The following is a 21,260-nucleotide window of genomic DNA, read 5'->3' on the forward strand; positions in this document are numbered from 1 at the left end:
TGGAGACACACGCTCATGCCCAACCTGCTCTCTCGAGGTCTCTTCAGCCTGTTCTTCGGTGGCCGGCGCAAGCCCCTGGCCAGCCTGCCGGGCCCCCCGCCGGGGATTCTGGGCAACATCGGAGACTTCCTCGGCGCCCAGCCGTGGGACGTCTGCGCCCGCTACGCGCGCACCTACGGCCCCGTCGCCGTCACCTGGCTGGGGCCCAGCCCGGCGCTGGTGCTCAATGACCCCACCCTCATCCACGAGGTGCTGGAGACGCGCCGACTGGAGTTCGAGAAGGGCAACATCGGCGACCAGATTCGCCACTCCGTCACGGACGACACGCCCTTCATCGCCCAGCAGGGCGAGGACTGGGCTCGCAAGCACGCCATGGATCCGCTGGCCCAGCCGTGGACTCCCGCCTGGCAAGCGGCCCAGGTGGAGCCCCTGCGCGCGGCCATCCTCGAGTCGGTGGAGGCGCTGCTCCAGCAGCCCTCCATCGACCTGACGCCCACGCTGCGCCAGCTGACGTTCGACGCGTTCTGCGTGGCCACGGTGGGCGAGAAGCTGCCCACGTCCGTGTACGACGACTTCATGCTCCTGGCGGCGGCGGCCGACGCGCGCATCCAGGCGAAGCTGCCGTTGAAGTTCGTCTCACCGCCCAAGGGTTTCGCAGATGCGAAGGAGCGCTTCTACGGCCTGTTCCTGGAGAAGGTTCGCGCGGCGCGGAAGGACCCGGCGCCGCACCGCGTGGACCTGATGTCGTGGACGCTGCGCGAGATGCCCCAGCTCGATGATGTGGTGCACGCGAACCTGCTCGGCGGGTTCTTCTTCGGCGGCGTGTTCTCCTCGAGCACCACCCTGGTGGGCGCCTTCCATCAGCTGAACAAGTACCCCGCCACCGAGGAGCGGCTGGCGCTGGAGTCCGCCGCGCTGGCGCAGGGGCCGCTCACCCTGGAGCGCCTGAAGGACGCGCCCTGGGGCGAGGCCGTGGCCTACGAGGCGCTGAGAATCCTGCCCGCAGTGCGCATCTTCCTGCGCCGCACGCCGCCCACGCCGACGCGGCTGGCGGAAGTCACGCTGCCGCCGGGTACGACGCTCATGATTTCCAACCAGCACCTGCACCGGGACCCGAGCCACTGGACGGACCCGGAGACGTTCGCCCCGGAGCGCTGGCTCGACGGGGGCGCGGCCCGGAATCCGCACGGCAGCGGCCACTTCTTCCCCTTCGGCCGGGGTCCTCGCGCCTGCGTGGCCGGGGACTTCGCCCTGGTGTACCTGCGCACGGCCCTGGCCACCGTCTCCGCCCGCGCGCGCATCCACGTCGACTCGACGGAGCCCTTCGAGGAGGGCTTCTTCTTCGGCGTGGTGCGGCCCCAGGGTGTCACGGGCAAGCTCGTCCCGCGCCAGGGGCAGACCCTTCACCCTCCCACGGGAGCCCCTCCTCCCCCTGCAGTGGAATCCGCATGACCTTGTTCCGACATCCCCGAGACCGCATCCCCGTCCTGCTGTTCACCCTGGTGTTCGCCCTGGACCTGACGGTCTTCTTCACGGCGCGAAGCTGGTGGTTCCCCATCCTCTGGCTCGCCCTGGGAGTGATTCCCAAGGGGTGGATCAGCGCGTGGAACCACCACCACCAGCACGTGCCCATGTTCCGTCATGCGCTGCCCAACCGACTCCTGGAGGTCATCTTCGGCTTCCAGACGGGCGTGACGTCCCATGCGTGGTTCCTGCACCACGTGCTGGGCCACCACCGCAACTACCTGGACCAGACCCAGGACGAATCGGCATGGAAGCGCCGCGACGGGTCCACCATGGGCGAGGTGGAGTACTCCGTCTTCAACGCGCTCGTCGCCTATCCCCGCGCCTTCCGCGTGGGCCGCTCATATCCCAAGGTGATGCGCGTCTTCCTGGCCATGGGCGCGCTCCAGGTGGCACTGCTCGGCGTGCTGTTCTGGCACGACTGGTACAACGCCCTCTGGGTGTTCCTGCTGCCCATGGTGGCGTCGCTCTACGTCACCGTCTGGGCCACCTACTTCCACCACGTGGGGCTGGAGGCGACGGAGCACACCCACGCCTCGTACAACATCCTGCACAAGGGCTACAACCTGATGACCGGCAACCTGGGCTACCACACCGCGCACCACGCGAAGCACGGGCTGCACTGGTCTCAACTGCCCGAGCTTCACGCGCAGCTCGCCCAGGACATTCCGGCCACGCACTACCGGCAGCCGGGCATCCCCTTCGTGTGGACCAACCCGGAGGCGAAAATCGAACCGGCCGAGGCGGAGTTCGGCGCCATCACCCAGTAATAGGCGGACGCAGGACGTCGTGTACGGGGTGCGAGCGAGCGACAAACTGTCGCAGCTCCCACTGGAAAGGCACCGCGCCAGCAAAGAAATCCAAGGGCTTCTCCACGGCACGACACTTGCCATGGGCTTTCACACCAAAGGAGCCCTGCCATGTCCATGAGGCAATCTGGGATTCGTGCCGCCACTCTGTTGACTGTCTTTCTTTCCGGGGGGACTGCCTGGAGCGAGGAAGTCCGACTCACGATCAACGACTCGCCCCAGCCGCTCGCCACCGCCGCGAAGCGGCTGGAGACGCGAGAGGGTTGGGGCATCACCTACGAAGAACCGCTGGAGGCGCTTCCGGCAGCGAGCCCCCTCGACCTGACCTACACCGTGACGGAGGCGACCCGAGCGGACTTGAAGCTTCAGGAGGAGGTGCTGACGCGACTCCTTGCCCAACAGGCGGGAAAGAATGCCCCACGCTTCCGCCTGGTGCGTGCCGGGGGGCTCTGGCACATCACGCCCGTGCAGGGCTCTCCCCTGGACACTCCCATCACAATGTCTCGTCAGGAGCGTTCCCTGGGAGAGGTCCTCCGGGCCCTCTGCGCCGAGGTCACCCGACAGAGCGGGACACGCGTCGAACTGGGGAGCACGCCCGGACTCCAGTTGGAGACCCCCATTGCCGTGGATGCTGTCACCCAGGAGCCCGCGCGCACCGTCCTGGCACGGGTGCTCAACAGCACCAACCGGCGCACCGTGTGGACCCTGAGTGGGCAGGGGGCGAAAGCCGGATACCTGCTCTCACTCCACCGGGTCTTTCGCATCGCTGGCGGCACGCTACCGCCCCCTACACCTGCGCCCAGCGAGAATGTCCCCGCTCCGAAACGAAGCGCTTCGGGCGGGTGACCGCGTCCGTCTCTCAGCACGCATCGTCAGGTTGAGGGGGCACAGACCTGGTCCACCCCCACAACTCCAGGCCAACCGCTGTGCCTATTCCACGTTCGGTCGCTGCGTCAGCTCAGGGTTGAGATTTCGCAGTGCGGAACTCGCGAAGTGACGTCATCGTGAGCCCTCGGTGCGGATGGAGGCGCCTTGGCGGTGCCCGGACCGAAGCGAGCCTCGAGCGTCTCGGCCATTGGAGCCGGGTGATACCCAACTCCCGGTAATGGGGGCTGATTCGGACACACGTCCCAGTCCGCCTGAATTATTCAACCAGCCCGGTCAGTCGCCCCCTCGACGCGTGCTTGCACGTCAGCAGTAAAACGCCAACAAGCATGCTGGGCGGAAACAAAACGATATCGGCTCAGATAATTCCTTCCGGATGCGCGCGGGCCCCTTGCCGGTCACCGGGTGCTTGAGCGACGCCAGCACAGACACTCGCTTTTTCTCGTATCTCTGAACCACCTCGATTCGACAAAGCGATTGTCGCGCCCTGAGGCCAATCGCTCGCGGCGGTTCCACTGCCTGGGCGGGCCACAGACCGTGACAAAGCGAGCCGCAGTCTTAACGACCTCTCCCCATCCCCACTGGAGGTTTTGATGTCTCCCGAGTCCCGCAACCCTCGCCAACTCTCCCGGCGCTCCCTTCTGCGTGCCGGCAGTGCCGCGGCCGGCTTCGCCGCATTTGGCGGGTCTGGCCTGCTGATTGGCACCGCCCACGCCGCAGAGACAATCATCAACCCATTCGCTGGCTACTCCATCTCGGATGGGTGGTGGGACCACGTCAACCGCGGCTCCCTGGGCGGCATCGACTACGTGATGGGCGTTGGTACGCCGCTCCCGGCCTGCGCGTCGGGTCAGCTCCTGATCGACTGGAACAACGGCACGGGCGGATACACCGCGACCGTCGTGATGGCCAACGGCATGAGGAGCCAGTACCTCCACCTGTCCGGCTTCAACGGCGGCGAGCGCTACGTCCAACAGGGAGAAATCGTCGGGTACTCCGGTGGCGCTGCGGGTGCACCCGGCTCCGGGTCCTCGACGGGTCCGCATCTGCACTGGCATCTGGTGACCGCCGGCGGCACCCGGGTGAACCCGCTCGACTACGTCGGCGCCGGCAGCGGCGGCACCGGGGGCGGTCTGCCGCTGGAGGACCGGCGCCTCGGGCATCTCGGCACCGCGGGGGGCTGGGCCCACATGCTCAGCAACCTCGTGCTGCCGGGCAACACGACCTACGGGGCGTTCTCGCCGGGCCCTGGACAGTCGCCGCGTGCCATGGCGAACATCGACGGCGTGATGAGGCTGGTCTACGCCGGCAGCAACGGCTGGACCACGATGAGCAGTGGCCTGGCGATGGACCCGGGGGCGCCGCTCAACGTGCTGCGGACCCCGGCCAATGCCTCGGCCCAGATCTTTACCCTCGAGGACGGACGGCTCTGGCACACCTTCGACGGCAATGGCTGGAAGAAGTTCCCGTCGTCCGTGACGGTGTCTGGCAACTGCACCTTCTCGATGACGGCCAATGGAACGGACCTTCATGGCCTGTTCAACGACAACGGCCGGCTGTTCCATGTCTGGGCTGACGGTTCCGGCTGGCACAAGGGTGACACCCAGGTGGACCTGCAGCCCGGCGCCGACCTGGTCGCCGTGATTCAGCCGGATGGAAGCCTGCAAGGCCTGTCACTGGAGTTCAGCCGGGTGCACCACCTCTTCGGAGCAAACGGGAGGTGGCACCGGATACCGACCACGGCGTCCCTGCCAACTGGGACGCCCATCGCCGGCCGCGCCGCCTATGGCTGGCCGCAATTGGTCGCCAACCACAACGGGGCCATCACCCACGTCTGGGGCACCTCGTCGGGCTGGATGTGCGTGCCGACTGGACAGACGACGAACCCGGGACGGCGGCTCAGCCTCGTCCCGGATGTCGCCTCGGCCCCGTTGGTCGGCCTGACGCTCTGAGACGCAACGCGCGTCACAGGTGGTGTCTCTTCGGCCGGTGCGTCCACCGCGAGCAGCGCGGCGGCGGAGGCAGCCCGTCGCGCCGCCGAGGAGGCTCGCCACCGGGCCCAGGAGGCGGCGCAGCGGACGCTCGCGCAGGCCCAGCTCTCCAAGGGCCTCCAGGACGCCAAGGAGAGCCTCGAGGCGGCAACGTCGCTCGGGGAGTCCTCGCAGGCCAAGGGCGCACTCGAGTGGGCTGCCAAGGCGTTGGACCCGAATGGCCCGGCGGGAACCGCCTTCGAGAGCCTCAAGGAGCAGATTGACGAGGACGTCGTGGCGACGGCGCTCACCACCACTTCCGGCCAGCTCCTGGCCGAGAACAACGGCGATGTCGAGGCGGCGCTGCAGCAGCTCACGGCAATCACCGAGCCGCTCGCCCAGCTCTCCCAGGGAGGCTCGTCCGCCAAGTCTGGCATTGAGACAATCAAGGCGGCGCTCGCGTCGGGCACTCCGGAACCACTGCTGGAGCTCTCGAAGTCAGGCGGAAAGCTGGGCGCGGCGCTGGCGGGCGTGGGCGCGGCCTACGGCCTGGCGAGCGCGACGAACGACGCGATACGGGGCGAGTGGGGCGACTTCATCAAGGCCCTGGCCAGTTCGGGCCGCAGCGGCGCGGAGGCCGCGGCCTTCGCGATGCGCACCCTCGGTGAGTCGGGCCGCATCGCAGTGCAGACGGGCGAGGCGGCGGCGGCGTTCCTCTCGCGCCTGGCGCCCGCGTTCGGTGTGGTGGCCAACTCGGTGATGGTCGCGGACCACTTCATCGAGGCGCTCCGTGCACGACTTCCTTGCGGAGAAGGCCTTCACCAGCAGGGCTTCGACGAAGGTGCAGCAGTTGTTCAGCCGGGAGGCGTCAACGGGACACGGCCCCCCGGTAGCGCGCATGGGAAGGATGCCCGGCTCACGTCGCACCTGTAGTCGAGGAACGCTCCAAGAGAAGTGGTGAGCCCCTCCTCCAAGACGGCCAGCAGCTCGCTGTCGAATGACATACGGACCAAGGCAGGCGCGCGCGCCCCTGGGAGACGAACGTCGCGTAGCCGGATGGCTCCGTGGGGCGCCCCCACGCACGGAGCCGTCGAGCAGGCCATGGGAGGGGCGAGTGGCTTGTGCGACGGAACGATGGATTCGCCACGGGTGTCTCGTGTAAGCACCCGCTGGAGGTCCGCTGTGCTGACTGTCGTGTTGCTGAGCCTGTTGGCCGTACCTCCGGTGGAGGTCGAGGTCTTCGTCCCGCTGTGTGACAACGCGTTGATCGAGTGCGGCCGTCCTCCCGCGGGGGCTCCGCGCGCGCTGGAGACAAACCTCTACTGGGGGGCGATGTACGGTGCGGAGCGGTTCCTCTCACGGGCTCCTGGATTCAAGTTGGTGAGCCGGGAGCCGGGCCCCGAAGGGGCCGCGGTACTACGCGAGCTCGTCCTGGAGCGGACCGCGGCGAAGGGAGAGCGGCCCGTGCGGCTGCGGCTTCGCGCCTACGCGGGCGACGCGATAGACACGGCGCTGGAGGACTTCCTGCGAGCGGCGGCGGGCGCGAGTCGCGCCGACCTGTTGGTGTGGGCCGGACATGACCGGCTCATGGACCGCGAGCCTCCCCGAGTGGATGCACCGCCGGGAGCCACGCCCAGGCCCGTGGTCGTCCTGGCATGCATGAGCGAGCAGTATTTCGGTCCGGTGCTGAAGACGCTGGGCTCGAGCCCCATCGCGCTCACGCGAACGCTGATGGCGCCCGAGGCCTATCTGCTGGAAGCGCTGGCCAGCACCGTGGCGCGCCATGGGCCCACGGAGCCCAAGGCCATGCGCACGGCACTCGTGGAGGCCTATGCGCGCTATCAGCGCATCTCCCTCCGCTCCGCGGGCTCCGTCTTCTCGAAGCTGCCCCCGTCGGAGGTCGCGCTGCCTGCGCAGTAGCTCCCGCGTCGAGGTCGAAACCGTGAGGCGAGCGACAGCGCAGAGGGCAGGCAGGCCTCTGCCGTGACCGCGCCCGAAGGGTGCATCAGACCAATGCATCGAACCCTGGTCCAGGAGGCGCAACGACAGACGCTTCGTGCGCCAGCAGAGGACCCCACCTGGGCGGGATGACCTGTCGCAGGCCTGATTCCCAACTGCAGCAACTCCTCGTGGCCTACGCAGATTTCCGCGCCAATTCCTAACGCTACCGGATTCATCTGACCGGAGAGTGGTAGGGCTCCGTCAACAACGAAGCGTCCACGGCGACCTGCATGCGGGCGGTCGAGTCCCACTCTGAAGAGGCTCGCGCTCCGCCAATGAATAAACGTGGGCAACTCCACTGGGTCGCGGACTTCACGCGAAGGCCGCGCCAGGAGTACATTCACAGACCGCTCATGCTCCCACTCCTCCTGCCACTCCTGGTCGCCGTCGCGCCCGCGCCCGCGCCCTCCTTGGAGATTTCGTCGGCGAACCTCAAGAAGACCCCCGCCTTCCAGGACTGGCGCGGCGGACGATTCCTCTTCGAGGAGCGCTGGGTCGACCTTCCGGAGGTCGGACTTCACGTGGGCTACTTCCTCGTCCCCAGCCGATGGACCCGCCAGTACGCGGACAAGCTCCCTTTCCATGATGCCTTCTTCGTGGTGGACCCACGCACGGGGCAGCTCGTTGCCCCGGCCCTGGCGCGAACGAGACTGCCGCTCAATGGCTGTCCGCCGATGGGCGAGGTGGCGCGGCTCATCCCCGAGCCAAAGAGCGAGACCTCCGCCGCGATCCGCTTCGGCAATGCTCCTCAGCGGTGTCTGGTCCAGCTCCAGCGCATGAAGGATGCATGGGCCGTTTCCCTCTTTCCAGATGAGGCACACTCCCCTGCGGAGGCCTTTCCAGAGGCAGCTGCCGCCCTGGAGAAGGCACTCGGTCCCAGGGACGGAGGGGCTCGCGAGCTCAATTGGTCCTACCAGCCCAACTCCCGCTGGCTCCTCGCTGCGTCCCAGGATGAGTGCGCCCTGTGGGTCATCGACAGCATCACTCCTGAGGTGAACGCCACGGCCAGCAAGGCCATGACACGGGAGATCTGCGAGTGTCTCGAGGGGACCGTCTCCGCCGACGACCCGTATATCCGGCTGCCCCAGACGGCGTACACCATGAGCAGGATGGGTGGGGGCACCGCGCTTCCTTCCTGTGATTGCACGTTCGCGCAGACGGGTGAGGCAGGCGTCACGTGCGAGGCATACATGGGTCGCCCATACTCCCTTCCGGAGTTCGAGGAGATGCAAAAGGACGGACGGCTGACGGAGAAGAACAGGGTCGAAAACCTGAAGGAGTTGGAGGAGCTCCGTCGCACCCATCAAGGCCTGCTCGCCGCGAACGAGGATGCGCTCACTCAGTGGAGAACGGAGAACCAGAAGGCGGCGCTCAGCGCGTGGACCACGCTGTACCGGACATGGCTTGAGAGCGGCCGACCCATGGCTGGGGGAACCCTGGACGAGTTCGCTGTGGAGGACGCAACCCTGCGGGAACAACTGAACCAGCAATTGGAGGCAACCATCGACCTCCGGGCGGAGATCCTCAACAACCTCGGCTTCGCGCTGTGGTCCCACAAGGAGTGGTCCCAGGCCGAGGCCGTGTTCGACGAATGCCTGGCGATGCTCACCGCGACGGGCCACGAGCGCAACGTGCTCAACCTGAATCGGGGAGACCTGTTTCGGGACATGGGGAAGGGGCCTGAGGCCATCAAGGCCTATCGGTCCTTCCTGCAGCACAAGGTCACCGCGGCTCAACGCAAGTACGCGGAGCGAGAATTACGGAAGCTCGAGCAGCGCTCGAAATGACTGTCTGAATGACCTGCCGGGACGCACGCGCTCGGCCTTCGAATGACGCGAGGAGGAGGCGCCGTCTGTACTCCCGAGCCGTTAGCGTCCGGGTGCCACCACCCCGCCACGCGCCTCCGCCCGCGAGTCCTGCCACGCAAGCAGCCTATCCCGCAGCCGCAGGGCAGGTCTCTCCACCGCGACGTAGGTCATCCATGCGACCCCATGCGTCACCGTGATGAAGGCGAGCAGATCCAATCCCCACACGCCCAAGGTCAGGCTTCGCCGCTCGAACACGCGCGCCACGACCCAGAACCAGAGATAGGTGCCATAGGAGAGGACCGCGGCCTGGTACACGAGACCTCTCAGCGGTGCGGGCAGCGCAACCGCTTCCGTGGCCACGAGCAGCCCGCCAAATCCCACCGCGAGCCCTGCGAAGATCCACACGCCTCCCCAGTCCGGCAGTTGAGGCACGCACACCGCCAAGGTCACCCCGAGCAGCAGGACGCCCATCGCGCCGCAGGCCCCTCGCCAAGCCTGGGGCCACCGTTGCCAGCGCGGCGCGGTCTTCGCGAGAAAGACACCCACCGCGAGTCCATCCAGGTGGAGGTGGGTGGGCCACTGCAATCGCACCCACTGCTCCGCGGGCAACAGGCCCGGCGTGGCGGTGTGCACCTCCCAGGCTCGGGCCCCCAAGCTCAGGAGCAAGGGCATCAGCCATGCCCAGGCGGGGGCGGAGCGGGCGCGCAGGCCGAAGGCGAGCAGCGGCAGGACCACGTAGAAGTGTTCTTCGACACAGAGCGACCAACTCTGCACGAAGTCGCGCACGCCGACGTAGTTCTGGAAGAAGACAAGGTAGTGCCAACCTCCTCCCACGAAGGGTGTCCCGAACAACCACGGCTTCAGTGAATAGAAGGCGAGGACGACAAAGTAGAGCGGAAGTGTTCGCATCCACCGCTTGAGCCAGAACGTGCGGAGCTGAAGTCCCAGAGGCGCTGAGTCCTCCATCGCGAACACCTGCCGACCAATGAGGTAGCCAGAGAGGACGAAGAACAGGTCCACGCCCACCCAGCCCACTTCGAAGCTGGCACGGAGCACCTCCGGCAGGGCCCGCCGCACGGACTCCGGGGCGTGGAAACAGAGCACCGAAACGATGGCCAAAGCCCGGAGCACGTCCAGGCCGTCCTTGCGTGAGGGCCCTGAGTCCAGGACTCCCCCGTCCGAGGTCTGCGAGTGAGAGGGGGATGAATGGCGCCTCGCATTGTCTTTCACGCGGGGTCGACTATGAGTGATTCGCGAATAAAGGCGTGGCTACGCATTCCCAGACAGTGCCGTCCCGCTTCACTGCCATCGAGTAGGACACCATGTCATCTTGGCGAAGCAAGCCCGGGCGACCCTCAGCGCCACAGCCGCACAGGGAAGCGACGAGCGCCTGCGCCATGCCGATTGAGTGCATCATTCCGTGTCGATTCATCACGGTTCCCCCCGGAACCAGGCAGCACATGGTGGACGGAGTCCATCACGGCACGAGCATGAGCGACGCGCCGCGAGGCCTCCAGGTGCGGAGAGAAACCACCATCGTGTATGTGACAGAACGAGCGCGGTGCCGGTCCGAGCCAACCACGTCAGAACGTTGGCCTCGTGCGTCACTGCTCACCGGGCACACCTCTAACGACTGCGCTGGGCGCGCCTTCGCTACCGCAGAGGAATTCCGGCGACCCCTGATGGAGTGGCCCCCGGTACAACGAGCACTGGCTGCTAGAGAATCACGAGTTCCGCTCACCGAGGTAAGCCCGGCGAGCGTTGATGCAGAGGCAGGCGGCCGAACGACCACCTACCCAGTGTCTCAACAATCCGGTGCGGTACACCAGCGGTGTGCTCGCCGGACTGTGGTCGCGCGCAGGGCTGAAGTCCGGGCGCTACGACTGCATCCACGCCCAGGCGCGAAGCCTCTCCCTGCCGCCGTCTTCCTGCCGGATTCACCCGGCAGGAGAAGACAGAGGCGCTGGCACGTTGGCGACAATCGCACCTCAAGGAGAGCGAGTCCGCTCCGGGAGAGCAGCGCTCCGCCTGACGCGCAGCGCTTCGTTGCCTCGCGCCAGGCTTTGCGCCTCGGGCAACGCACGAGGCCGATGTCGAGCCTCATCATCTGTCGAGCCCCCAGCGGCGCCACGCCGCCGAACTCGGAGGCCAGCAGCCGGATGCCCCGGCGCGGCACCTGGCCCTGTCTCATCGAGGCGCAGAATCATGAACTGGGCGCGCTCCACTCGCCTGGAGAGGTGAGTAATAGCGCTGCCCCTCCCCCATCACGGCCCCGTCGATTCGCGGAGGCGGGCGGATGCATGCCAGGAACTTTGTCCATGGCACTCAAGTGCCTGACGGCGGATATCGGGACGACTTTGGCCATCCGCGTCTTGCGCGCCGAGCAGTGGAGAGCGTGGAGTGGCGTCGTGCATTCCATGAGGAGGGCGGCCCATTCCGGGCTTCATCGTGCTCCTCGGGGGGGGAGACACTCGATGCGAAGCCGTTCTGGTGTGCTGCGGTCTTGGGAGCTGGGCGTGACGCTGGCCTTGTCGCTGGGAGCATGTGGTGTGGAGTCCCAGGAGGAGACGGTACGTCCTCTGGAGAATGAGGTGTCGCAAGAGGACAGCGGGGCGTTGACGCGTGAGCGTCCGGAAGCCTCGTTGACGTGGGACCCGTATGCGGACGCGGTGGCATCAGGCACCACGGCGACGGTGCTCAACGCGAGCGCAGCGCTGGGCGCCCCGGATGGGCAGGCCGCGACACTGCTGGGCTTGCTCAACACGGCGCTGGTGCTGGACCTGGGCCAGGGGGAGGAAGGCACCGGCGACCTGCGCGTGTACTACCAGGGTCTGTCGTTGGCGCTGGTGGCGCAGGTGGACTTCCTGAAGGCGGACGGGACCTTCATCGGCTCCAGCTCGTTGCACCTGGTGGAGTTGGGCCTGGGGACGCATGTGGCGGTGGCGACGTACCCGGGGAACGTGCCCTATCGCTACGTGCGACTGAGGGGCGCAGTGCTCGCGCTCTACCTGGTGGACGCGGTGGAGACGTCGCTACGGGCCTTCTGTGGTGATGGGGTGCTGGGCGGGTTCGAAAAGTGTGACGACGGCAATCAGCTCTCGGGAGATGGCTGTAACAGTGTCTGTGAGGTGGAGCCGGGCTACACCTGCACGGGGCAGCCAAGCGTTTGCGACAACAACTCAGCGCCCACGGTCGAGGACGTCCACGCGACCACCTCCGAGGACATGCCGGTGGACATCACCATCCCCGCGGTGGACCCGGATGGCGACGTGCTCGACTTCTCCTTCACCCTGCCCGGCCATGGAATGCTCACGGGCGCGGGGGCGTCGGTGACGTACACCCCGAACGCGAACTTCGCCGGAGAGGACACCTTCCAGGTCACGGTCTCCGACGGCAAGAAGCAGGCAACGGCCACCGTCTCGGTCACGGTGACGCCTGTCAACGACGCTCCCGTGGCTGCGTCTGCCGCTGTGACGGTGGGCCACAACACGCCGACGCCCATCACGTTGGCGGCCACGGACGTGGATGGAGATGCGCTCGCGTTCACCGTGACGGCTCCCGCTCACGGAACCCTGTCCGGGACGGGCGCCCAATTGCTCTACACGCCGGCCGCGGACTTCCAGGGGGAGGACTTGTTCACCTTCACGGCCAACGATGGCGCGCTGACCTCCCATACCGCGACAGTCACCATCACCGTCAGGGGGCCGCCTGTCTGCGGCGACGGCTACATCGATTTGGATGAGGTGTGTGACGACGGCAACCGCGTCGCGGGAGATGGCTGCCGAGCGGACTGCCATGGCATGGAGGTATGCGGCGACGGACTGGTCGACAGCGTGACGGGTGAGCAGTGCGATGATGGCGGTACGACTCCCGGGGATGGCTGCGACGCCGCGTGCCAACTGGATGCCTTTTCGAATGTGCCCCCCACGCTCATCAGCGGGGCAATGAACTGCACCACGGCCAACTCGAACCCGGGCCGTAAGGCGGCGGTGGATGCACTGGGGCGCTTCTACGTCGTCATGAGCTGCGGTGGCGCGGTCCATGTCAGCGTGAGCGTGGACCGTGGCCACACCTGGGTGGGCCCCACGCCCCTGGGCATCACCAACGCAGCGGAAGTCGCGATTGAAGGCGGCCCCACCGGAATTGCCTACGTCGCGGCCACCAGCGCGGGCACGCTGATGTTCACCCGGACCGTCGACGCGGGAGCAAGCTGGGAGGCGCCGCGAGTCCTCAGCCCGGCGGCCAACCCTACCGTCAGTCTGGATTCCAGGGGCGACGCCCTCTACATCTCCGTCTCGCGAGGCTCCACCGGGGTGAGCGTCCTCCAGAACTTCGCGCGAGGCGCGAATGACTTCAGCGTGACGGAGGTAGACCAGAACAATGCCTACTTCGACGTCGTCGTGGACAAGATCAGCGGAGATGTCTTCTCGGTGAGCGACGACCCCTCGTTCCGCATCCGCCGCAGCAGCGACCAGGGGACCACCTTCGGTCCGCAGAGCTCCCCACCGGGGCAGGCGTTCTTCTCGGACTGGACGGGCTCCAACGGTTTCATCTACGTCACCGGCTCCTTCGGGGATGACAACGTGGACGTCATCCCGATGTCCGCGCCGGGGACAAGCACCCAGGTGCTGGGCCTCCCCACGGACATCGGTCCCGCTCCCCTCCGGGCGATTGACGCGGACGCGCTCGGCAACGGCTACATCGTGTCCCAGCGGGGGACGGGCGACGTCCAGTTGGACCGGATGCTAGTGGGGGCCACCATGATTCTGGCCACGGATGCCAGGACAGTAGGGCCGGGCGCCGCGCCAGCAGTCGCGGCGCTCCCCTCGAACGGCGGCGCCCTGGTGGCCTACACGAACGGCACCAGTGTCTACGCCTCAGTGGTGGTGTACTGAATCCACGGGGTCCCTGATGCGCGCCTTCCAGGCCGTAGGGAAGGCGCGCATCCAGGTGGCCCATGCGGCCTTCAACGCGGAACGAAGGCCCCTGGAGCGGTGGCTCAAGGGGAAGGCTGCAGCGCCTTGCGCTCCTTCGCGCAGACCTGGACCAGCTCCAGCATGCTCATGCTGGCGCCGCCGATGTCGAACTTCTGCGCCTTGAAGTCGGGGTATCGGTTCTCGAGGATGCGCCCCTCCGCGATGCAATCGTTGAGCTGCGAGAGCGCCTCCTTCTTGCGCCCCTTGGAGAGGTGGGCCTTCGCCGCGTCGTAGGCCTTCCGCTGGCCCTCCTGGAACCGGAGCTCCACGTCGACGCGCTTCAGGGGCGCCTGCAGCGCCTCTGCCTTCTGGGCGCACTGGGCCATCACGTCGTGGGGCTGGGTGGGGACCCCGTCCACGAGCACGTCGACTGCCGCGAGGCCGGCGTTCTCCTTCACCATCCGGGCGCCCTCGTCCTGGCAGGCCTTGAGCTTCTCCGCCGCGCTCGTGTACAGGGCCCTGCGCTTGCGCAGGTCCGCGGAGGACGCGGCGGATGCCGCCGCCTTGCCGGCGACGTCCAACGCCTCACCGGTCAGCCGGCGCAGCGCCCTCGCCTGCTTCGCGAACTCGAGCGCCTCGACCATCTTCAGCCAGTCGGCGCGCGACCGCTCGGCGGACGCCGCGTAGCTCGCGTCCTGCCGCTCCAGCGCCGCGTGCGTCTCGAACATCTGCATGATCTCGTCCACGCTCTTCGAGGCCGCCTCGACCTCGGCGTCGGTCGCCGAGATGGCCTTGGCGACCTCGAGCTTCTCCTTCGTGGCGGCCAGCCGGGACGCGAGCTGGACCCGGGCATCCGCCGCGGCCAGGACAATCTTCCGCCGGGTGATGCGGTCGTTCAGCTCCGCCATCCGCTCCTTCGACTCCTTGGCGTACAGGGCGTAGTCACGGTCCTTCTTGACGAGGGCGGCCCCCGCCTCCAGCACCACGCCAATCTGCTTGACCGCGTTCTCCGCCGCCTGGAGCTGCGCCTCCGAGGGCGTCTCCTTCTGGACCTGGGTGACCAGCGCCACCGCGTTCTTCCGGGCCTCGTCCACCTTCGCGCGCTGCTGCTGCAGGTCGACCTCGTACCGGCGCCGCTCCATCGTCGCCCGCCCGTCCCTGAGGAGCTGACGCGCGTCGGCGGCGACCGGGCTGATGGCGGGGTTCTTCACGTGGACCGTCTCGAGCGTCTTCTCCAGGACGACCATCGCCGTCTTCGCCTCCTCGAACTGCTCCGCGGTCACGGACCGCTTCTCGACGTTCCGCAGCGCCTGGACGACCTCGGCGCGTGCCGCGTCGAGGGTGCGGACCTGGAGCGCCACCTCCACCTCGACGAGCGTGTTCTTCACCTCGGCGAGGTACTGGCCAATGGCCTGGCTCCTCGCCGCCTGCGGCTCGTACTTGTCCACCAGCTTCCGGACGACGAACGCCGCGGTCTTGGCCTCGGAGAGCTGCTCGGGCGCGGGCCGCTTCACCCGGAGCGCCTTGGCGGACGCACGGAGCTCCTCATGGGCAGGCTCCAGTTCCACCTTGACCCGCGAGACACCCGCCTGCGCCACGAGCTCATCCATCCGACGCCTGGCCTGGGTGACCTCGGCGCGGGCCTTCTCCGCCTCCGCGCGATAGGCCTTGTCCTGCGCCTCGAGCGGCCTGCCCTCCTCGAGCTGCTTCTGCAGCGCGGCCACCGCCTTGTCGGTGGCGGCGAACTTCTCATCCGACCAGGCCTTGCCCACCTCGGTGAGCGAGCTCGCCAGGGTCTTGCGGCTCTCATCCAGCAGGCCCCGCTGCTTCTGCGCCGACAGCTGCAGCCACCGCTCGTCGAGCGTCTTCCGGTGACGGGCGAGGGTCGCCTCGACCTCGGTGAGGTACGTGGAGAACTTCGGGTCCTGGCTCTTGAGAGGCCGGCCCTCCTCCGCCAGCTTCACGAGCGCGTCCACCGCGGCGCGGGCGTCATCCATCGCCTTGGAGCCCGGGTCACCCTGGCCGAGCTTCGCCATGCGCTCGTTCAGGGGCGCGAGCGCGCCGTCGATGCGTCGGCGGTACTCGTGGATGTGGACCTTGGCCCGGCGCTCGTCGACGTACTCCCGCTGCGTCCGGAGCTGCTTGCGCGCAGCCAGGACCAGCTTCGCGTACTCGAGGTCCTCCGTCTCGAAGCTCGCTCCGGCGTCGAGCGCGACCTTCAGCGCCTCCACCGCCGCGAGGGCGGCGTCGAGGTCGGCGTTGCGCGGCGGCTCCACTTCGATCCGCTGCACTGCCGTCGCGAGGTCGGCGCGCGCACGCTCCACTCGCTTCGATGCCTCCCCGATGGACCTCGCGGCGCCAGCCTGGGCGGACGCGGCGGAGGCGAGGATGAAGAATCCGAGCAACACCAGCCTTGAAGTGCGTACCATTCACGCAAACCTACTACAGCGAGGCGGAAGAACCCGGCATTGTGTCAGCTCCGCGCCACACATCGGACAGGAGGGACCCCGAGGTGGGAGCGCGCGACGGAGCCTTGGTGTGGTGGCGCCGCACAGCCGCGACATCACCGGCCACGTCGGCGGTATTCACCTCCAGCGGATGATGACCGATACACAGGACGCCCCCCCGTGCGCCTCGTCCCAGGCGCCACGGCTTGCCGTAAGCGCCCAGCCGTGGGCTCAACGCTACCTTCAGAGCGGCTGTGCGCTCAGGGCAGGTACATCTCCGCCGTGGCACGTTGGTGGAGACCATCTTCGCCACCGACGACGAGCACCCTGCCCGAGGTCAGCAGCGTCGCGGTGTGAGCGCCGCGGGGCTCGGCCATGGAGGCGGTTGCGGACCAGGAAGAGGTGGCTGGGTCGTACAACTCCGCGGTGCTGAAATAGCTGCTTCCGTCGCCCCCCGTGACGAGCACCTGGCCCGAATCGAGCAGCGTGGCGGTGTGGCGGGAGCGGCCTTCGACCATGGAGCCAGTCGCGGACCAGGTGTTGGTGCCTGGGTCATACAGCTCGGAGGAAGTGGGCTCGGTGAGCGAATGCCCCCCGGAGATGAGCACCTCGCCAGAGGGGAGCAGCGTTGCCGTGTGAAGGCGATGGCTCGTCACCATGGTGGCGGCTGGGGCCCACGAATCGGTGTCCGGGTCGTATAGCTCGGCGCTGCTCAAGCTCCCGGAGCCACTGGCCCCCCCTGAGACGAGGACCTTGCCCGAGGGGAGCAAAGTGGCCGTGTGGTCGAAGCGGGCGGTGCTCATGGGGCTGGACGCGAACCAGCGGTTGGTGAGCGGATCATACAACTCCGCGGTGGCGAGAGCGTTGGTGCCATCGGTGCCGCCAGTCACGAGCACCTGGCCCGAGGGAAGCAGCGTCATGGTGTGACCGTAGCGGCCACCGCTCAGGCGGCCGGCAAAAAACCAGGAGTTGCTCGCCGGATCATACACCTCCGCAAGGTCAAGGGCGCCGACACCTCCCGTGACGAGCACGTAACCATAGTCGAGCAACAGGGCGGTGTGAGCGAAGCGGCCATTGGCCATGGCTCTGACTGGAGACCAGGTGTTGGTCGCTGGGTCGTACAACTCCGCACTGCTCCGGGAATTCGTCCCATCGCGCCCCCCCGCGATGAGCACCTGGCCTGAGTCGAGCACCGTGGCGGTGTGATGGTCGCGGCTCGTGGACATGGCCCCCGCGGACGTCCACCCAGTGACGCGGAGTTGAGCCGTGCCGCTCACGCCATCCAGGGTGGCGGTGATGGTGATGGGCCCGCCCCCAGCCACGCCGCTGACCAGGCCCGTGCCGCTCACGGTGGCAATGGCGGTGTCACTCGTCGTCCACGTCGCGCTGCTCGTCACGTCGCCCGTGGTGCCGTCGCTGTAGCTGCCCTGGGCGGTGAACTGCTGTGACGCTCCCGCAATCACCGAAGCCGTCGCGGGAGTGAGATGGATGGACGTGAGTACGGTCGGAGGAGGAAGGATGGTGAATTGAGCCGTGCCGCTCACGCCCCCCAGGGTGGCGGTGATGGCGACGGGCCCACCTGCGGCCACACCGGTGCCCAGGCCCGTGCTGCTCACGGTGGCAATGGCGGCGTCGCTCGTCGTCCACGTCGCGTTGTTCGTCACATCGACCGTGGTGCCGTCGCTGTAGCTGCCCTCGGCGGTGAACTGCTGCGTGATGCCAACGGGCACGGAGGCATTGGCGGGTGAGACTTGCAGCGAGAGAAGGCGGGCGTCGGTGACATTGACAGTTGCCTCGCCCGAGGCTTCGTCCGCGTTGACCGTGATGATGGCGCTACCGGGCTTGAGCGCCGTCACTTTGACAGTGCCATCCTGCCGCGGTTCGACGGAGGCCACTTGAGGAGCGGACGATGTCCATTGCGGTGAAGTGGAGGCGTCGAGGTCGACGACGCGGCCATCGTCATAGACCCGCTGGGCCTTCGCGATGGTCGTCATTCCCGCGGAGAGGGTGGCCTCCGCGAGGACGACACGGATGGAGAAGTCGTCTGAGGGGGATGGAGACGGACGCTCATCGCACCCCATGACTGCCAACATCCAACAGAAGGCAAGAAGCAAGAACGGTCGGTTTTTCATGCGAAGTGGCTCTGGGTTCATGGTGGGGAAAAGCCCAGACGGCCAGCAGCCAGAGGAGGTGCCGGAGCACGTCAGCTCGGCCACCTCTACTCACAGTGCTATCGCATGGATATTGGACCAAGTGCTTACACTGCGCCGGCTCAGCCCTGGCCCAACCGGTCCACGAACCGCACCAACTCCGCCACCGAGTCCACGTCCAGCTTCTGGATGACGCGGGAGCGGTGCACCTTGATGGTCTTTTCGGTGGTGCCCAGCCGCTGGGCGACCTCCTTGTTGGTCATCCCCTGGGCCACCAGCGCGCAGACCTCGCGCTCGCGGGGAGTGAGGACGGCATGACGCGCATGCAGCGCGGCCGTCTCGGCCCGGCCGGCGCGGGCCGCCGCGTCCTTCGCCAAGGCCAGGGAGATGGCGCCCAGCAGTTGTTGCTCGTCAAAGGGCTTGAGGAGGAAGTCCACGGCGCCGGCCTTCATGGCCCTGACGCTGGCCGGCACATCCCCGTGGCCGGAGATGAAGATGACAGGGAGGTGGCAGCCCTTGGACTCCATGGCCTGCTGCAACTCCAGCCCGTTCAGTCCCGGCATCCGCAGGTCCAGTACGGCGCAGCCCGGCGTGTCCCCGGACAGCTGTGCGAGAAACTCGGAGGGCGAGGCGAAGGGCTTCATGGCATGGCCGGCAGCCCGCAGCAGCCGCCCCACCCCCCGCAGCACGGACGCATCGTCGTCCACGAGGAAGATGGTGGCGGGGGCTAGTGTCATGAGGAGGACTCCGTGTGAGCCGCTGGAAGCACACACCGTAACAGAGCCCCCTGCCCGGGAGGGCTCTCGGCTTGCAGGCATCCGCCGTGCGCCTCGACGATGGAGCGGCTGATGGACAGCCCCATACCCAGCCCGTGTTCCTTGGTGGAGTAGAAGGGTTCGAAGATGAGGGCCAGCCGCGACGGCTCGATGCCTCCTCCCGAGTCCTGCACGCTCAGCTCCACCTGCCCCGGGACTGGCGAGGCGGTGCGAACCTGCACCTGGCGCTGGCCCGCGGGGACATCGGCCATGGCATCCATGGCGTTGATGAGCAGGTTGAGCACCACCTGTTGGAGCTGGATTCCGTCCCCCTGAACGGCGGGCAGCGACGGGGCCAGCGCCAGGTGCAGGTCCGCGCCGCGCAGGTGCATGTCGTTGACCAGCAGGCGTGCCACCTCGCACACCAGGTCATTGAGTGAGTGGAGCTCCTGCCTTGGCTCCCCCCGCTTGAGCAGCACGCGCATGCGGTGAATGACTTCGCCCGCGCGCTTGCCGTCGAAGATGATGTCCCCGAGGGCCTCGCGCATCTCATCCAGCTCCGCGGGGCTGGCGTTCAGCAGGCGGCGCGCGGCCTGGGCGTTGCTGAGAATCGCGGCCAGGGGCTGGTTGAGCTCATGCGCCAGTGAGGCGGCCAGTTCGCCCAGGGCGGCCACCCGGCTCACGTGGGCCAACTGGTCCAAGGTTCTACGTGCCTCCATCTCCGCGAGCTTCTCCAGGCGTTGACGCTCGAGGAGCTCGGCCTGGGCCCGCATGCGGCGGCGGCGCTCCACCACGAGCCCCCCGGCCACCAGCGCCTGCAGGCCGCTGAACATCAGTGCCCCCAGGACCCACCAGCGGTAGCGCTCCCAAAGCGTGGGCTCGTCGAAGGCGAGCCGCACCCCGTGAGGCACCCGAGCACGGGGGATGTCCCAGCGCCGCAGCGCGCGGGCATCGACCGTCAGCGTGTCCACGGATGCCGGCTTCAGGGGCGCGAGGAATTCCTCCTGCGCTCCCCGCAACACGCGGGAGGTGAGCATGCCCAGCTGTTGGCCCACGGCCTCGTAGCTGACGAGCGCTCCGCCGACAAACCCCAGCCCCAGGACGCTCTCGTGGAGGGCGAAGCAGGGCCGGTTGCTGGCGGAGAGAAACATGCGTGCGATCTCGCGCCCCACGAAGGGTCTCCCGCTGGTATCGGTCATGAAGCTGAAGGTGAGGACCGTGGTGTCGTCCGGCAGGGTCCTCGCGCGCTGGAGCAACTCGGACAGCGGCAGGTTGCTCAGGTCGATGAACTCCAGCCCCCGCTGCGCCAGCAACGGTTGCAGCTCCCGCACCATCTGCTCCTGCTGCGCGCGTTCCCAGGGACTGGAGCCGTTGACGAGCGCCAGCCTCCGTGTGCCGGGCAGCAGTTGCAGGGCCAGCTCCGCGGTGGCCCGCATGTCATAACGCAGCCAGAGGCCCGCCACCCGCTCCGGGCGAGGCTGCTGCTCCCAGAGCCGCTCGTCCTCGGAGAGGACAATCATCGGGATATCCGGCCACAGCTCCCGGCGCAGCTGCAGGGCCAACTGGATAGTGTCCGAGCGGAAGGCAATGAGGGCATCCGGCCGGCGCTCCTGGTACTTGGCCAGATACCAGGTGTGCAGGGCGTGTGTGTAGGCAGCCCCCCGAGCCCAACCCATATCCAGGCTCTCGACGTCCAGCGTGATTGGGCCGCCCTGGGCCTGCCACAAGGAGGAGCGGAGACTGGCGACGAGCGTCGCCATGGCCGGCAGCGCCGTATCCTCGGGAATGAACAGGAGCACGGACTTTTCAGCCGGACGCGCCTCCTGGGCCACCGCCAGGGGGGACAGCAACGACAGGAGGCAGAAGACAAAGACGATGCGCCAGGACATGGTGGACACTTTGACCGTAAGGACCCGCCGTTGTGCCTACCCAAAATTCGGTCTCTGCATCATGAGTGCGCCACGACGCGCGTCATGACGGGCGGGCGATGCGCAC

13 protein-coding genes are annotated in these 21,260 nt (G+C 67.6%); 8 read left to right on the forward strand and 5 right to left on the reverse strand.

All coding sequences use genetic code 11. From position 1 onward, the window contains the following. Window positions 1–15 precede the first annotated feature (15 nt). The 7 genes from FMP39_RS03830 to FMP39_RS03865 all read left to right on the forward strand — a co-directional run bounded on the left by FMP39_RS03830 (window position 16) and on the right by FMP39_RS03865 (window position 8,976). Window positions 16–1,452, forward strand: coding sequence for a cytochrome P450 (locus tag FMP39_RS03830; RefSeq protein ID WP_141588653.1), 1,437 nt, complete (start codon window positions 16–18; stop codon window positions 1,450–1,452). Beyond that, window positions 1,449–2,294: a fatty acid desaturase gene (locus FMP39_RS03835; protein WP_141588654.1), complete on the forward strand. Its 846-nt coding sequence runs from the start codon at window positions 1,449–1,451 to the stop codon at window positions 2,292–2,294. Before FMP39_RS03830 ends, FMP39_RS03835 begins: the two co-directional genes overlap by 4 nt. A gap of 189 nt (window positions 2,295–2,483) precedes the next feature. After that, the gene (locus FMP39_RS03840; RefSeq protein WP_194858227.1) at window positions 2,484–3,179 is read left to right on the forward strand and encodes a hypothetical protein; all 696 of its coding nucleotides are present in this window, start codon (window positions 2,484–2,486) and stop codon (window positions 3,177–3,179) included. A 632-nt stretch (window positions 3,180–3,811) separates the two neighbouring features. Beyond that, on the forward strand, window positions 3,812–5,170 hold the full coding sequence (locus tag FMP39_RS03845; RefSeq protein WP_141588656.1) for a M23 family metallopeptidase: 1,359 nt from the start codon (window positions 3,812–3,814) through the stop codon (window positions 5,168–5,170). A gap of 246 nt (window positions 5,171–5,416) precedes the next feature. Continuing rightward, window positions 5,417–6,121, forward strand: coding sequence for a hypothetical protein (locus tag FMP39_RS03850; protein ID WP_228557629.1), 705 nt, complete (start codon window positions 5,417–5,419; stop codon window positions 6,119–6,121). Window positions 6,122–6,370: 249 nt separating this feature from the next. Continuing rightward, a complete protein-coding gene (locus FMP39_RS03860) occupies window positions 6,371–7,108 on the forward strand; it encodes a hypothetical protein (protein ID WP_141588657.1) in 738 nt (245 codons plus the stop codon). A gap of 434 nt (window positions 7,109–7,542) precedes the next feature. Then, window positions 7,543–8,976 (forward strand): hypothetical protein, encoded by a 1,434-nt coding sequence (locus FMP39_RS03865; RefSeq protein ID WP_141588658.1) that lies wholly within the window; start codon window positions 7,543–7,545, stop codon window positions 8,974–8,976. A gap of 81 nt (window positions 8,977–9,057) precedes the next feature. On the opposite strand, the gene FMP39_RS03870 is transcribed toward FMP39_RS03865, so the two are convergent. Next, window positions 9,058–10,128 (reverse strand): acyltransferase, encoded by a 1,071-nt coding sequence (locus tag FMP39_RS03870; protein ID WP_228557630.1) that lies wholly within the window; start codon window positions 10,126–10,128, stop codon window positions 9,058–9,060. A gap of 1,343 nt (window positions 10,129–11,471) precedes the next feature. Between FMP39_RS03870 and FMP39_RS03880 the strand changes: the two genes are divergently transcribed. Further along, the gene (locus FMP39_RS03880; protein ID WP_141588659.1) at window positions 11,472–13,892 is read left to right on the forward strand and encodes an Ig-like domain-containing protein; all 2,421 of its coding nucleotides are present in this window, start codon (window positions 11,472–11,474) and stop codon (window positions 13,890–13,892) included. Window positions 13,893–13,996: 104 nt separating this feature from the next. Here FMP39_RS03880 and FMP39_RS03885 read toward each other — a convergent pair whose 3' ends face one another. The 4 genes from FMP39_RS03885 to FMP39_RS03900 all read right to left on the reverse strand — a co-directional run bounded on the left by FMP39_RS03885 (window position 13,997) and on the right by FMP39_RS03900 (window position 21,154). Next, window positions 13,997–16,342, reverse strand: a complete 2,346-nt coding sequence (locus FMP39_RS03885; RefSeq protein ID WP_141588660.1) for a hypothetical protein — start codon at window positions 16,340–16,342, stop codon at window positions 13,997–13,999. A 278-nt stretch (window positions 16,343–16,620) separates the two neighbouring features. Beyond that, window positions 16,621–18,453, reverse strand: coding sequence for a kelch repeat-containing protein (locus FMP39_RS03890; protein ID WP_194858228.1), 1,833 nt, complete (start codon window positions 18,451–18,453; stop codon window positions 16,621–16,623). Between the two features lie 179 nt (window positions 18,454–18,632). After that, window positions 18,633–19,247 carry a response regulator transcription factor gene (locus tag FMP39_RS03895; protein ID WP_141588663.1) on the reverse strand — a complete coding sequence of 205 codons (615 nt, stop codon included), beginning with the start codon at window positions 19,245–19,247 and terminating at the stop codon, window positions 18,633–18,635. Then, entirely contained in the window at window positions 19,244–21,154 is a 1,911-nt protein-coding gene (locus FMP39_RS03900; RefSeq protein WP_141588664.1) for an ATP-binding protein, read from the reverse strand. The genes FMP39_RS03895 and FMP39_RS03900 overlap by 4 nt, the downstream gene beginning before the upstream one ends. Window positions 21,155–21,260: the final 106 nt, after the last annotated feature.

It is taken from the genome of Myxococcus sp. AB056 (assembly GCF_006547365.1).
Taxonomy (GTDB): domain Bacteria; phylum Myxococcota; class Myxococcia; order Myxococcales; family Myxococcaceae; genus Myxococcus; species Myxococcus virescens.